12 protein-coding genes and 1 tRNA gene are annotated in these 13320 nt (G+C 58.3%); 6 read left to right on the top strand and 7 right to left on the bottom strand.

Features of this window, described 5'->3' with window-relative positions; translation table 11 throughout:
- Positions 1-41 precede the first annotated feature (41 nt).
- The 3 genes from DTI93_RS04425 (at position 42) to DTI93_RS04415 (ending at position 2683) form a co-directional block, all read left to right on the top strand.
- Positions 42-1184, top strand: a complete 1143-nt coding sequence (locus DTI93_RS04425) for a glycine cleavage T C-terminal barrel domain-containing protein (protein ID WP_043559203.1) — start codon at positions 42-44, stop codon at positions 1182-1184.
- A 212-nt stretch (positions 1185-1396) separates the two neighbouring features.
- A complete protein-coding gene (locus DTI93_RS04420) occupies positions 1397-1699 on the top strand; it encodes a putative quinol monooxygenase (RefSeq protein ID WP_043559206.1) in 303 nt (100 codons plus the stop codon).
- A gap of 24 nt (positions 1700-1723) precedes the next feature.
- Positions 1724-2683 carry an ROK family protein gene (locus tag DTI93_RS04415; RefSeq protein WP_052348982.1) on the top strand — a complete coding sequence of 320 codons (960 nt, stop codon included), beginning with the start codon at positions 1724-1726 and terminating at the stop codon, positions 2681-2683.
- Between the two features lie 181 nt (positions 2684-2864).
- Here the strand turns inward: DTI93_RS04415 and glnA are convergent, their stop codons facing one another.
- On the bottom strand, positions 2865-4325 hold the full coding sequence (glnA, locus tag DTI93_RS04410) for a type I glutamate--ammonia ligase (protein WP_043559209.1): 1461 nt from the start codon (positions 4323-4325) through the stop codon (positions 2865-2867).
- Between the two features lie 161 nt (positions 4326-4486).
- On the opposite strand from glnA, the gene tldD reads away from it, so the two are divergent.
- Together tldD and DTI93_RS04400 are read left to right on the top strand one after the other, a co-directional pair.
- On the top strand, positions 4487-5974 hold the full coding sequence (tldD, locus tag DTI93_RS04405) for a metalloprotease TldD (protein ID WP_086431656.1): 1488 nt from the start codon (positions 4487-4489) through the stop codon (positions 5972-5974).
- A 171-nt stretch (positions 5975-6145) separates the two neighbouring features.
- Entirely contained in the window at positions 6146-7285 is a 1140-nt protein-coding gene (locus tag DTI93_RS04400; RefSeq protein WP_373364559.1) for a hypothetical protein, read from the top strand.
- 61 nt (positions 7286-7346) lie between these two features.
- On the opposite strand, the gene DTI93_RS04395 is transcribed toward DTI93_RS04400, so the two are convergent.
- Entirely contained in the window at positions 7347-7715 is a 369-nt protein-coding gene (locus DTI93_RS04395; RefSeq protein ID WP_232317252.1) for a YggT family protein, read from the bottom strand.
- A gap of 95 nt (positions 7716-7810) precedes the next feature.
- Here DTI93_RS04395 and DTI93_RS04390 point away from each other — a divergent pair.
- Positions 7811-7886, top strand: a tRNA-Ala gene (locus tag DTI93_RS04390).
- 86 nt (positions 7887-7972) lie between these two features.
- Here DTI93_RS04390 and DTI93_RS04385 read toward each other — a convergent pair.
- The 5 genes from DTI93_RS04385 to DTI93_RS04365 form a co-directional block, all read right to left on the bottom strand.
- The gene (locus tag DTI93_RS04385) at positions 7973-8563 is read right to left on the bottom strand and encodes a membrane integrity-associated transporter subunit PqiC (protein WP_249079779.1); all 591 of its coding nucleotides are present in this window, start codon (positions 8561-8563) and stop codon (positions 7973-7975) included.
- The gene (locus DTI93_RS04380; protein WP_248461196.1) at positions 8560-9516 is read right to left on the bottom strand and encodes an MlaD family protein; all 957 of its coding nucleotides are present in this window, start codon (positions 9514-9516) and stop codon (positions 8560-8562) included. The genes DTI93_RS04385 and DTI93_RS04380 overlap by 4 nt, the downstream gene beginning before the upstream one ends.
- Positions 9509-10303 carry an ABC transporter ATP-binding protein gene (locus tag DTI93_RS04375; protein WP_408902103.1) on the bottom strand — a complete coding sequence of 265 codons (795 nt, stop codon included), beginning with the start codon at positions 10301-10303 and terminating at the stop codon, positions 9509-9511. The genes DTI93_RS04380 and DTI93_RS04375 overlap by 8 nt, the downstream gene beginning before the upstream one ends.
- 2 nt (positions 10304-10305) lie before the next feature.
- Positions 10306-11469: an ABC transporter permease gene (locus DTI93_RS04370; protein WP_081562456.1), complete on the bottom strand. Its 1164-nt coding sequence runs from the start codon at positions 11467-11469 to the stop codon at positions 10306-10308.
- A 160-nt stretch (positions 11470-11629) separates the two neighbouring features.
- Positions 11630-13303, bottom strand: a complete 1674-nt coding sequence (locus DTI93_RS04365; protein WP_249079775.1) for a glycosyltransferase family 39 protein — start codon at positions 13301-13303, stop codon at positions 11630-11632.
- Positions 13304-13320 lie beyond the last annotated feature (17 nt).

Raw genomic sequence — 13320 nt, 5'->3', positions numbered from 1 at the left:
CAGAGTGGTGAACTTCCCCTGTATTTACAGGATAAAACAGAATGACGGATGAAACATTGAAGTCCAGCCCCCTTCAGGCGCTGCATGAAGAGCTGAAGGCCACGATGGGATGCTATGCAGGCTATGCCCTGCCCGAGCATTACCCTCTCGGCATGGAGGTGGAGCATCTTCATACCCGCAAGCAGGCGGGGCTGTTTGACATCTCCTTTCTGGGGCAGGTCCGTATCCGTGCAAAAGAGGATAATGCCGCTGTTGTTGCTGAGGCGCTCGAAGCCCTGATGCCTCTGGACATCATGGGGCTTGAGAAGAACCGGGTCCGCTATGGCCTGTTGACGACTGATCAGGGCGGCATCCGGGATGATCTGGCCATTTCCCGTCAGGAAGAAGAGTTCATCCTGACACTCAATGGCCAGAACAGGGAAGACAATGCTGATTATCTCGAAAATGCCATTGGCAATGATTGCAGGCTGATCCGGGAATTTGACCGGGCCATGCTGTCCCTTCAGGGCCCTCTGTCGGCCGAGGTTCTGGCCCGTGTGCTGGACCAGACGACCATCATGGGGATGCGGTATCGGGACAGTCTGGCCATGCAGTGGGAGGGTGGCAGCCTCATTGTATCCCGTTTCGGTTATACGGGTATGGAAGGGTTCGATCTTTCTCTGGAGGCCAGTCAGGCTGAAGCCTTTGCCCGCCGTCTGCTGGACGATCCCGATGTGGCTCCGGCTGGGCTGGAGACACGGAACAGCCTGCGGATGGAAGCCGGGCTGTGTCTGTATGGGGCGGACATCGACAAAACCACATCTCCGGTGGAGGCCGCTCTGGTCAGCAGCATAGCTGCCTGTCGCCGGGCCGGTGGAGCACGGGCGGGGGGGTACCCTGGTGCCGGGACGATCGAAGGGCAGATGGAACATGGCGTATACCGCCAGCGCGTCGGTCTGCGTCCAGAAGGGGACGTGCTGCTGGGTGGCGGTGTGGAACTCTTCTCGGATGAAGGAAGGACAGACCGGGTCGGGCGCATTACGTCTGGCTGTTTCAGTCCGACCCTGCGGGCCATGATTGCCATGGCGTATGTCACACCATCCCATGCAGCAGAGGGTACGGTGCTTTACGCCGCCGATGCGGACGGGCAGCTCCACAAGGTTTCTGTCACGGCTTTGCCCTTCGTCCCGCAGACGGCCCGCTGAGCAGAAGACACCTGAGTGAAAGTTTGTGAACAGGGCTTTACACGGCCCTGTTTTTTGGTGAGGCTCGCATTCATGCAGGGCTTGAGGCAGGCCTTGTCCGCCTTCTCCCACAGTGGGAGAGGACTGACAGGAATGTGTGTTGCCTCCGGCCATTTTTTTTGCTCAGCGTGGTTCCATCGGCAGCTGGGCGGGGCAACTCAGGGAGAGTCGAAATGAGCGAGAGCATCCATATTCTGGCACTGGTCACCATTGCTGAAGAGAAAGCCGCCCAGCTTGAGAAAGCCGTGCAGGTCTGTGCTGGTCATTCGCTGAAGGAAGAAGCCTGCCAGCGTTACGAAATTTCCCGTGATGCTGAGAAGAAGGGGCGTTTCATGGTCAGCGAGATCTGGGCCAGCAAGGACGGGTTCGAAACCCACCTTGCCAGCAAGCATTTTGGCGCTCTGGCCGGTTTCATCAAGGAGCATGGAGCCGAGCTGGAGGTCATCCGACAGCAGCCTCTGCATCCCGCATCGTAAGCTGGATTAAGGGAGAATCATCACATGGCTGATTATCGTCTTGGAATTGATTTTGGCGGCACGAAAATCGAAATTCTTGCTCTGGACCGCAGTGGCAAGGAAGTGCTGCGCGAGCGTATTCCCAACCCCGGGGTTTATGACAAGGCCATCGAGGCCATCCGGGACCTGGTGCTGAAGGCTGAGGACCAGATCGGCTGTGTGCCTGCCCATCGCATCACGGGGACTCAGCTGACATCCACTCTGGGCATCGGCATCCCCGGGTCCCTGTCCCCCGAGACAGGCCTGGTCCGCAACTCCAACGCTACATGGCTGAACAACAATGCCTTCAAGCGTGATGTGGAGGAGAGTCTTGGCCGTCCCGTGCGTGTTGAAAATGATGCCAACTGCTTCGCTTTGTCCGAAGCTGCTGATGGCGCTGGTGCCGGTTATTCCGTCGTTTTGGGCGTGATCATCGGGACAGGCATGGGCGGTGGCATTGTGGCCAATGCTCGGGTGCTCTCCGGTCATCATCACATCGCCGGTGAATGGGGTCATATCCCTCTGCCGTGGGCAAAGCCGGAAGACATGCCCATGCGGAAGTGTTTCTGTGGCAATGAGGGTTGTCAGGAGCGCTATCTCTGTGGCCCGGCACTGGCTGCGGAATGGAAGGGTGAAGGCAACCGCTCCCCGAACGGAATTGAAGAGGCGGCCCGTAATGGGGATGAAGCCGCCATCCGTGCGCTGGACCTCTACATGGACCGTTTCGCCCGGGCCTGTGCGCAGGCTGTCAATTTCCTCGATCCTGATGTGATCGTGCTGGGTGGTGGCGTGTCCAATCTTCCCAGCATCTACGAGCGTGTGCCCAAGCTGCTGCCCCGTTATGTAATTACATCGCCTTGCACGACACCGATCGTGCAGAACCGTCATGGTGACAGTTCTGGTGTGCGTGGGGCTGCCTGGCTGTGGGATGTAGCCGAAAATGGCATTTCCAAGAAAAATGCCTGATCCGGTCTCGCCAGCCGCATGAGGCAAGGGCCTGCTCCTTCAGGGGGCAGGCCCTTTTTTCATGGGGCGGCCATCATGAAAAAAAAACCGCCTGCCCCTCATGGAAAGGCAGACGGTCTGTTCCGATGGTGCGCTGGCCAGCCCTTCCTGCCCCGGCAAGGAGCAGGAAGAACGGAGTGGCTCAGACGGAGTAGTACATCTCAAACTCAACCGGATGCGGTGTGTGCTCAAAGCGGTATACGTCCTGCATCTTCAGCGTGATGTAGCTTTCGATCTGGTCCTTGGTGAAGACATCACCTTCCAGAAGGAAGGCATGATCGGTCTTCAGGGCCTCCAGAGCTTCACGCAGGGAGCCGCAGACGGTTGGAATCATGTTCAGCTCTTCCTGCGGCAGCTCGTACAGGTCCTTGTCCATGGCTTCGCCCGGGTGGATCTTGTTGCGGATGCCGTCCAGACCAGCCATCAGCATGGCACTGAAGGCAAGGTAGGGGTTGGCTGTCGGGTCGGGGAAGCGGACCTCGACACGCTTTGCCTTCGGGCTTGTAGCGTAGGGGATACGACAGGATGCAGAGCGGTTGGCGGAGGAATAAGCCAGCAGCACAGGGGCTTCAAACCCCGGAATCAGCCGCTTGTAGGAGTTGGTGGAGGGATTGGTGAAGGCATTCAGTGCCTTGGCGTGTTTGATGATCCCGCCAATGTAGTACAGGGCCTCATCGGAAAGGTCAGCATAGCGCTTGCCAGCAAAGAGCGGCTTGCCGTCCTTCCAGACGGACTGATGCACATGCATGCCGGTGCCGTTGTCGCCATAGATGGGCTTCGGCATGAAGGTGGCCGTCTTGCCGTAGGAATGGGCGACATTGTGCACGCAGTATTTGTAGATCTGCATGAAGTCGGCTGACTTCACCAGTGTGGCGAAGGCCGTGCCCAGCTCGTGCTGGCTGCGGGCCACTTCATGGTGATGCTTCTCGATCGGCAGACCCATCTCGCCCATGGTAGCCAGCATCTCGGCGCGCAGGTCATGTTCGCTGTCCACCGGCGGAACAGGGAAATACCCACCCTTGCGGGCCGGGCGATGGCCCATGTTGCCTTCCGGGTAGTCCTTCAGGGCAGCTTCCGGCCCTTCGATGCTGTCGAGGTGGTAAGTGCCGTAATTCTCACCCGTGCCGAAGCGGACACTGTCGAAAATGAAGAACTCGGCTTCCGGCCCGAAGAACGCCGTATCACCCAGGCCACTCTTCTTCAGGTAGGCTTCGGCCTGTTTGGCTGTCGCACGGGGGTCACGATTGTAATAGCCGCCCGTTCTGGGGTCGATGATGTCGCAGATCAGGATGAGCTGCGGGCGGGCGGAGAAGGGGTCGACCACGGCTGTTTCCGGGTCCGGCAGCAGGACCATGTCGGACTCGTTGATGGCCTTCCACCCCTGGATGGAGGAGCCGTCAAACATGAAGCCTTCCGTGAAGGTGTCCTCTTCAATGGTGCGGACCGTCTGCGTGGTGTGCTGCCATTTGCCCTTCGTGTCGGTGAAGCGGAGATCAACGAACTCGATGCCGTGCTCTTCGATCAGCTCAAAAACGCGCTGGATGGCGGCTTTCTGAGGGGAAGGGCGTTGTGCGGAAGGAGAGGAAACTGCTTTTTTCGCCATGGCTGCGTGCCTCGCAATTTTTGGACTGATACCAAAACGATTAGGGGACAATTGGCCATCTGTCGAGTGCTTGCTCATAAACTTCATTTTATGAGACAGTGCTGCCTCAGTTTTTTATAATCCCCGGCATCTGTGCCGTATGGAAAATCCATCTGGTGGTCATGTCTGCGCCTTCCCCTGTAAAAATATCCGACGCCCTTTTTTTTCATGAGACCCTGCCATGGACACCTGATGACGTGAACCGTCAGCTTGCCAGCAGTCTTGCTGGCATGGATGACGGGGAGCTGTTTCTGGAATATCGGGAAGAAGAGACGCTGGGGCTGGAAAATGGCCTGCTGCGGACGGCTGGTTTCAACCGCTCTTCAGGGTTTGGCCTGCGGGGTGTCACGGGCAGCCAGACCATCTTTGCCCACTCGGATCTTCTGGGGATGGGGGCGTTGCGGCGTGCCGCCGAGGGGCTGGGCAGTGTAGAGCGCATGGCTCTCCGACCGGACCAGCAGGCCCCTTCCCGCCTGCAGGAGGCTGCGGCGGCAGATGGACGGGCCTCTCTTTATGGTGCAGCACATCCGCTTGAGGGGGGGGATTTCTCACAGCGTGCGGCGTTGCTGGGAGAGATTGAGGCCTATGGGCGAGGGTTGGACCACCGTGTCGTGCAGGTGAATGTGACCCTCAACACGCAGTGGCAGGTCGTGCGGATCATGCGTCCTGCGTTTCTTCAGGAGGGGCATGCAGGGCCGCTGGTGGATGTCCGTCCGCTGGTCCGGCTCGATGTTTCCGTGGTGGTGGAGCAGGGCGGACGGCGGGAGAGTGGTCGTGCCGGACAGGGAGGGCGGTATGCTCTGTCCCGCCTTATGGAGCCGTCCTGCTGGCAGGCCATGACACAAGAGGCCCTGCGGCAGGCCCTGGTGACGCTGGAGGCCGTGGCGGCTCCGGCAGGGGACATGCCGGTTGTGCTGGGGGCCGGCTGGCCCGGGATTCTGTTGCATGAGGCTGTCGGGCACGGGCTTGAGGGTGATTTCAACCGCAAGGGGACGTCTGTTTTTTCCGGGTGCGTGGGCCAGCGTATTGCTGCCCCGGGGGTGACTGTTCTGGATGACGGCACCTTGCCGGAGCGGCGTGGCTCCCTGAACATGGATGATGAGGGAACTCCCACCAGCCGGACCGTGCTGATTGAAGACGGGATATTGCAGGGATACATGCAGGACCGGCTGAATGCCCGCCTGACATCAGTAACGCCAACAGGGAATGGCCGCCGTCAGTCCTATGCCCATGCGCCGATGCCGCGCATGACCAATACCATCATGGCGGGGGGACAGGCCTCGGAGGAGGAAATGATCCGCTCCACGAAGAAGGGCCTGTATGCCCGCAATTTTGGTGGCGGGCAGGTTGATATCACCTCTGGCAAATTCGTGTTTGCTGCTTCGGAAGCCTATCTGATTGAAGATGGCCGGGTTACGGCACCAGTGCGTGGGGCGACGCTGATTGGCAGTGGAGCAGCGGTGATGGAGCAGATCAGCATGATCGGCCCCGCCATGGAGCTGGACCCGGGCATAGGGACATGTGGCAAGGCCGGGCAGGGTGTGCCTGTTGGTGTGGGGCAGCCCATGCTGAAGGTGAGTGGCCTGACAGTTGGAGGGACAGCGTCCTGATGATTATCTGGAAACAGACTATTGGTCTGGTTTTCCCCGGGGCTGTCCCGGATAGATAAAACAAATGGAATATGTTTCAGATATAAATAATTTTTCATTTCTCTATTGCAAACTATCTTTTTGCTGTCGTAATGTTTTCTCATCACAACAATGGGATGATGGTTTATCGTGATGAAGACGTCCGTGCGTTACGCAGCCCTTCTGTCCAGTCTTTTTGCAGGTACTTTCGGTGCCTGTGCAGATGTGCATGCTGCGGAGACGGCTGTGGCGGCCAGTAACGGTAACGGAGCAGGTGACAGCTCGGCCCAGAAAACGGGCAAAGCTACCCAGCCGGCCAGCGCAGCTGCGGGGACGACTGTTGCGGCTTCTTCCCATGAGGCTGCTGCCCAGAAGCCGGTCGTGTCCATTGCGGAGAAACCAGCCTCCAAGCCGTTGCCGGAGCAGTGGTATACGGGGTCCCTCTATTCTCCCTCACCAGCTCTGCCTGTCCCGGGCATGATTGCTGTGGAGCCTTATGTAGCGGCTGGCCTGCCTGCCGGTGCGTTTGATTCCAACGGGCATCTCAATACCCGGAAGGGAGCCGGGGGGCAGCATTCCATTTCCCAGTTTTCGCTGGCGAAATATGGTATTACGGACCATCTGTCCATCTATCTGCTGCCGACATACAGCTATAGCTGGGGGAATCATACCAAACACTCCGGCCTGAAGTTTAATGATCTGCCGGTGGAGTTCCAGTACCGTCTGACACCGCATTATACGCCGTCCATCACGCTTTATTTTGGTGTGAATACCCCGACAGGTGATTACAAGAACCTTTCCAATGCGTCAGAGGGGGTTGGCCAGGGTGTCTGGGCACTTCGCTATGGTGTGCACAGCCAGTTTGCCCTGCCGTTTTTTGACCATGCAATGCGTGTGCGTCTTTGGGCGCAGGTCCGCCATCCGGTGGCCAGTACGAAACTGCGCAACATCACCAGTTATGGGACAGAGAAAGGTTTCACCGGGCGTGGTCATGCCGGTCCCTATGGGAATGAGGGTGGTTCAGTCGAGCTGGGTATCACCAAGAAGTGGGTGTTTGCGCTGGACCTGTACCATACCTGGGCTACATCCAGTTCGGTCAATGGGTACAATGTTTATTCAAAGAAATACATCAACTCTCGGACGGGTTGGTCCGGTGCCTTCAATGTCGGGCCTGGGATTGAATATAACTGGACGTCGAGTGTTGGTGGGATTGTCGGTGTGATCCTGCCGGTGGCCGGGCACAATACGTCCCGGTCCATCTCACCGGAAGCCGCTGTGTTTGCCGTGTTCTGATCAGCTCTTCATCGGACAGGAAAAACCCCCACCTGATTTTCAGGCGGGGGTTTTTTTCGTTTCAGCCCTGTGGGAGGAAGAAGATTCTGAAAATGCTCTTCAGGATGAAGGGAATGCCATACTGAATGGCCAGGAGCAGGATGAGGGGGGAGAAGTCCATCATGCCTGTGTCTGGTAGAATATTGCGGATGGGTTGCAGAACGGGCTCCACAAGCCTTGCCAGTATCTCAAGAAGGCTACTCACGAAGCGGTTGGTCTGAGGGTTTATGACGCCAAAACCGATGGCCATGGAGGCGAGGCAGTAGGCAAGGATGATCCATGTATAAACATCCAGCACCACCATGAGGAGATTGATGACCTGGAGATAGATGATGGCAGCATGCACAGGCGGATATCCTTCCTGATGGCGTGAGGAGATGCAGACCCACACATGTAACAATCTTCTGCATGGCTGGCGAGACCAATTGCTGGGCAGTCACGACTTGACAGTTCATGGCGTGCATGGTGTCTTGAACGGCAGATTGTGGGGCTATAGCTCAGTTGGGAGAGCGCCTCGTTCGCAATGAGGAGGCCAGGGGTTCGACTCCCCTTAGCTCCACCACGATTTTCCTGAAAAACAGTTTGGGATGGCATCGGGGAAGAGGGCTGGGACTGGTTCACTGTTTCAGTCCCGGGGGCCGTCTTGCTTTACGGTGTTGCTGGGATGGATCTGGAGATATGCTCCGCCAGCTGTATTACGAGTTTCCGCATCAGTGCGGCCGTATCGGCATCTGTCCTGACAGGCCCGTTGGCAGCGAGATGCGCAATGTTGCGGACCATCGGTTTGTGGCGATCATGCGGAACAATGGCCCAATGGGCGTTCAGTATGGCATGACCACTCACATCCACATCGAATTCGGAAATGGCAACCATGATCTGTATGTCGGCTGCCTGGGCCAGGGGCTGGTCCGTCACCAGGATGTCATGCTGGGAGGCAGCCACTTCGTTGGTGATCAGGTCCGTAATGCCAAGGGACAGGCGGGATGCCCAGCGGGAGTTGGGGCTGCGGCGGATTTCCTCCCCCTGACGGGTGATGATCTCCTGGCTGTCCAGATAGTCCGGCATGATGATCCGGCTGATCTGCACGATGGTTGTTTGCGGAGACACCTGGAGGGATTTCGTATCGGTATGGACAGGAATGCCGAGCGTATAGATGTGCAGCTGGGGAGATGCACAGCCTGCAAGCAGGGTGCAGCTTCCCAGAAGGGCAAGAACAGTACGGCGTGATGGAAACATCATGGGTGGCGTCCCATAAGCAGAAGTTGCGGATTGCGTTCCACATCGTTGGCGAACCCACGGAGAGAGGAAGCCGTTGCGGCAATATCCCGCAGCGCAGCATCCAGATTGGCTCGGTCCACGGAACGGGCGGAGAGAATGTCCTGCAGGGCCTCCAGTGTGGCTGTGGCAGAGAGGAGTGTCCTGTGGATATCCTTTCCACGCATTTCAAGCTGGTTGGTACCTGTATCAAACAGTCGGTCCAGTTTTGCCAGTGACCCATCCAGCTGGGTATGCAGGTCCCTGATGGTGGCAGTGGCAACCTGCATGGTTTCCTGCGACTGGTCGGATGTTCTCTTCAGGCTGGCAATGAGGCCGGGTAGGTCCTGGCGCAGGCCCTCGCTCAGCTCCGTGACGGATAGCAGGGCGGAATCAGCATGCTGGCTGATATCCTTGATGGGAATCTGCTCCAGTGTGTTTTTCAGCTTCTCCATGGTGGAGAGCCGGACAGGAATCTCCGGCAGTTTTGTGATGCGGGGATGCAGCGTGGCGGGAGCGGATTTGTCGAAGTCCAGTTCGATGTTGGATTGCCCCGTCACGAGGCTCTGCAGGTTCAGTCCGGCGCGCAGGCCATTGTCAATCATTGTCTGGAAATTGACCTGCTTGCCCCCCGCATCGTCCTGGACAACATGCATCTGCCCGGTCTCCAGAGTAATGATGACCGGGATATAGGCTTTGTGGTCCTGTGGGTCGAAATGCAGGGTGATGCTCTGGACGGATCCGACCTTCACACCACGGAAATTGACTGGGGCCCCGACAGACAGGCCAGCAATGGAGTTCTGGAACACCACGGCAACGTCCCGTGTTTTGGAGAAGAGGCGGAGATGCCCGAATGTCATGATGATGAACAGTAGCAGCACGCCCCCAAGGACGACAAAGATGCCGATCTGGGTTTTTCTGTTGGTGGTTTCAGACATGCTGTTCGGCCTTCTGTTCTGTCTGGGAAGGGATGGAAGCAGAGCGGTGCATGAAGGCCGTCACCTCCGGGAGGGTACAGCTGTCATGCAGGGCACGGGGTGAGCCACTGGCAATGGGCCTGTGCGTGACAGCATCCAGAAAGATGCCATCATCAGCAATGGTGAAAAGGCTGGGCAGTTCGTGGCTGACAATGACGATCGTAGCCCCAAGTCCGTCACGCAGGGTGAGGATGAGGTCATCCAGCCGGGCGGAGGTGATCGGGTCCAGCCCGGCGGAGGGTTCGTCAAAAAAGAGGATGTCCGGCTCCAGCGCAATGGCCCGGGCCAGTCCAGCCCGTTTTTTCATGCCGCCGGAAATCTCGTAGGGGAAGAGATCGATGGCATGCTCCATCCCCACCAGCCCCAGTTTCAGGCGGACGAGATGGTCTATGGCATCAGGCTTGAGGTCCGTGAACATCTCCAGCGGCAGGGCGACATTCTCACCCACGGTCATGGAGCTCCACAGCGCACCACTCTGGAAGAGAACGCCATAACGGCGGTTGATGGCCGTGCGGTGGGCGTCATCCTGCTCCCAGTAATTCTCCCCACCCACCATGATGTGCCCTGCCGTGGGGCGCAGAAGACCGATCATGCTCCTCAGCAGGGTGCTTTTGCCGCAGCCGGAGCCCCCCATGACAGCAAAGATGGAGCCTTTTTTCAGGTCGAATGACACATTCTGCTGGATGATCTTGGACCCGAAAGAGAGTTGCAGATCACGGACGGAAATGAGAGTTTCTCTATCAGACATCATCAGATTCCAGCGGCGTTGGCGAGGACGGCAAAAACGGCATCCAGAGCGATGACCCCGACAATCCCGATGACGACAGCCCGTGTGGCGGCAATGCCGACATCCGCAGCACTGCGGCCGGCTTTCAGGCCGATCCGGCAGGCAGCCAGAGCGATGAAGCCAGCAAAAAAGAGTGCCTTGATGAACCCGAAGGCAAACTGGCTCAGTTCCACGCCGTTGAAGGTGGAGAGCCAGTATCCGGTGGGAGAAATGTCCATCATGGTCATGGAGACGACAAAACCGCCGAAAATCGAGACCAGCGTGCCATAGAGATACAGCAGCGGCATCATGAGGATCAGCGAGAGAATGGAGGGGAGCAGGATATAGCCCGCCACGGAGATGCCAGTCACCTGAAGAGCGTCAATCTCTTCATTGCCCTGCATGGTGGAGATGCGGGCTGCATAGGCTCCGCCCGTACGTCCGGCCATGATGATGGCTGTCATGATGGCGGAGATTTCACGGGCGGAGGCAATGCCCACCAGATTGGTCACATAGATTTCAGCTGCGAATTTGCGTAATTCCAGCAGCCCCACGAAGGCCAGGATGGCCCCGATCAGAAAATTGACAATGCTGACGATGAGCAGTGCCGAGGGGCCAGCATTCCAGACATCCACAAGCAGGTCCTTGAGACGCATGGAGTTTTTGCCACGCAACGTCCCGACAGCTCCCCGCATGACTTCCAGCAGCAGGGCGCTGGATGTGGCTGTCTCATGCAGGATGTCCAGCGTCTTTCCGCCAACACGGGCAAAGAAGCTTTCCCGGTCCTGCTGGTGGGGGGCGGGTTGTTCCACTTTTTCTGGCAGAAGAGCCAGAAGGCGCTGGGCGGAAGACGGCAGGGCGTGATCATCAAATGTCAGGGAGGCCTGGCAGGCGGCCTGCTTGACGGTCCACAGGAACATGATGAAGCAGGAATCCCAGCTGCCCAGTCCGTCCGGGTTGATGGACAATGTCTTCCCGCTCCCTGGGTGGGAGGAGGTGAGAGCAGTTGCCGGGAACTGCACCACATCATCCTGCAGGGCCTTCCAGTCCCCCCGGATGGTCAGGGACAGCCCGTTGGCCGTATCGTCAATGGACCATGAAGGCGGGGTGCTGTCTTTGGTGGGGGAGGGAACAGCCTGTTGTGTCATGAGGAGACGGTATGCCCTGCCACAGGCACGGGGGAAGTGAAATTCTGCAACATGGCCCTGCCCACAAAATATTCTGTCCGTTCATTCTATGTCAGTTTTTTAATGAAAGCGAGCCGCTTCTCTTCAGGGCTGCCATCAGGTCAAGGCATGAGTTTCCTTTTCAGCGGGTGGGTTTTTCACTGCTGGCATAGAGCCGCAGATGAAGCCTGTGACCGTTGGAGTAATTCAGTCCGTCAAACTGGTCATACAGAATGCTCTCCGTGCCAAGGCGGGCCAGTTCCTGCTGGAAGGCTGGGTCATCCTTCCTGTCCAGGAGAGCCAGATCGCAGCGTGCGTGGTCATGCAGTTCATAGGCTGCTTGCGATGGTGGCAGCAGTCTGGCCCGGCCCCCGGTAAGGAAGACAAGGCTGGGTTCCCTGTAGGAGGGGGAAATCAGGGCGCTGTCGGGACAGGGGCGGAGCTCCCGGAAGCTCTCGGCAATGCGGGGAGCAAGCTGGATGCTGGTCAGATGGGGAATGACGCAGAGGAAGATGCCCGTTTCGGTCAGCAGGGCGGCACCCATGGCGCAGAGTGCCCCGCCGGACCAGTTCTGTTTCCAGATGAGCCGGAGGCCTGCCAGAAGGAGTGGCAGGCTGCCCAGGGCAGGTATGAGCGCATCCGCAAAGAGGTGGCCTTCCATCCTGTAGAGCAGGACTGGCCCGGCCAGGCAGAAGAGGAGTCCGGCCAATCCCCAGGCGAGGGCGTAGAGGGACACCCCCAGTTTCGTCCAGAGAGAACGTAGCGGTACGAGGGGCCAGACCGTCAGGCTGGCAGCCACCAGAATGGCAATGGCCGGGTAGGTTGGCAGGACATAATGAGGGAGCTTGGTGGCCAGACACTCAAAGATGAGCCAGTGTGGGATGATCCAGCAGAGAAGAAACAGGGTCTCTGGTTTGGCACGTCGCTGCCAGAGGGCTGGGAGAGAGTGTATGGCTGCCAGAGCCCCTGGCCAGAAAGCGAGCAGGAACAGGAGGAGATAATAGCCGGGGGGGAAGCCGTGTGTTTCCTGCGGGTGGGCAATTTTGCCAAGCAGATTGTGGCCTACGGCACGGCGGAAGAACTCACCATGACTGACCAGAGCAATGCCAAGACACCAGGGAAGGACGATGAGTACGCTGAGCAGCCAGCCCCACCCGGCCCGCAACTGTCGGATGAGTGCCGTACTGCGCAGACAGATGGAGAGTGAGATCAGGGTGCCCAGGGCGGGGATGAGAACAATGGGGCCTTTCAGCATCATCCCTACCCCGAGAGCGCTCCAGTAGAGGATGCTGGAACGGCATGGTGTCGTTCTGCCCTTCTGCATGTCGGTGAAATGGCAGAGCAGCAGGGCCTGAAGGCACAGAATATCCAGCAGCAGGGTGCTGTCGATGGTGGCCATCCGGCTCTCTGCGGCAAATAGCGGTACCACCATGAGCAGGCCTGCCGCCAGCAGGCCTGTAGAAAATCCGAACAGACGGGTTCCGATCCAGGCTGTCAGGAGGATGCTGCAGACTGATGCCAGAAGGCTGGGGATACGGTAGGGCCAGCTTTCATGGCGTAGTGTTTCATCCTGTGTGATGATTTCGGAGGCCTTTACCGCTCCGGCTTCCAGCCAGTAGATGCCTGCTGGTTGCAGATAGCGGGGTTGGTCCTGGAAGCGTATGTCCAGGAAATTGCCGGAAGAGAGCATCTGGGCTGTGGCCTGCATGTAGCGTGGTTCATCCCTGTCCAGCGGGGGCAGGCTCATGCGCCCCGGCAAGGCAGCCAGAAACGCCAGAACGGCAAGCAGAGCGTAATGACGGAATTTTGGAGGCATGAAAACTCCGGTTCGCA

Origin of the sequence: Parasaccharibacter sp. TMW 2.1884, from assembly GCF_023337695.1 — a bacterium.
Classification (GTDB): Bacteria; Pseudomonadota; Alphaproteobacteria; order Acetobacterales; family Acetobacteraceae; genus Bombella; species Bombella apis.
The sequence above is the reverse complement of the archived record's forward strand: the minus strand, read 5'-3'. Positions and strand labels throughout refer to the sequence as shown.

Coding starts and splice junctions, on each gene's coding strand:
- DTI93_RS04425 (WP_043559203.1), top strand. CDS start 42: ATGACGGATGAAACATTGAAGTCCAGCCCCCTTCAGGCGCTGCATGAA.
- DTI93_RS04420 (WP_043559206.1), top strand. CDS start 1,397: ATGAGCGAGAGCATCCATATTCTGGCACTGGTCACCATTGCTGAAGAG.
- DTI93_RS04415 (WP_052348982.1), top strand. CDS start 1,724: ATGGCTGATTATCGTCTTGGAATTGATTTTGGCGGCACGAAAATCGAA.
- glnA (WP_043559209.1), bottom strand. CDS start 4,325: ATGGCGAAAAAAGCAGTTTCCTCTCCTTCCGCACAACGCCCTTCCCCT.
- tldD (WP_086431656.1), top strand. CDS start 4,487: ATGTCTGCGCCTTCCCCTGTAAAAATATCCGACGCCCTTTTTTTTCAT.
- DTI93_RS04400 (WP_373364559.1), top strand. CDS start 6,146: ATGAAGACGTCCGTGCGTTACGCAGCCCTTCTGTCCAGTCTTTTTGCA.
- DTI93_RS04385 (WP_249079779.1), bottom strand. CDS start 8,563: ATGATGTTTCCATCACGCCGTACTGTTCTTGCCCTTCTGGGAAGCTGC.
- DTI93_RS04380 (WP_248461196.1), bottom strand. CDS start 9,516: ATGTCTGAAACCACCAACAGAAAAACCCAGATCGGCATCTTTGTCGTC.
- DTI93_RS04375 (WP_408902103.1), bottom strand. CDS start 10,303: ATGTCTGATAGAGAAACTCTCATTTCCGTCCGTGATCTGCAACTCTCT.
- DTI93_RS04370 (WP_081562456.1), bottom strand. CDS start 11,469: ATGACACAACAGGCTGTTCCCTCCCCCACCAAAGACAGCACCCCGCCT.
- DTI93_RS04365 (WP_249079775.1), bottom strand. CDS start 13,303: ATGCCTCCAAAATTCCGTCATTACGCTCTGCTTGCCGTTCTGGCGTTT.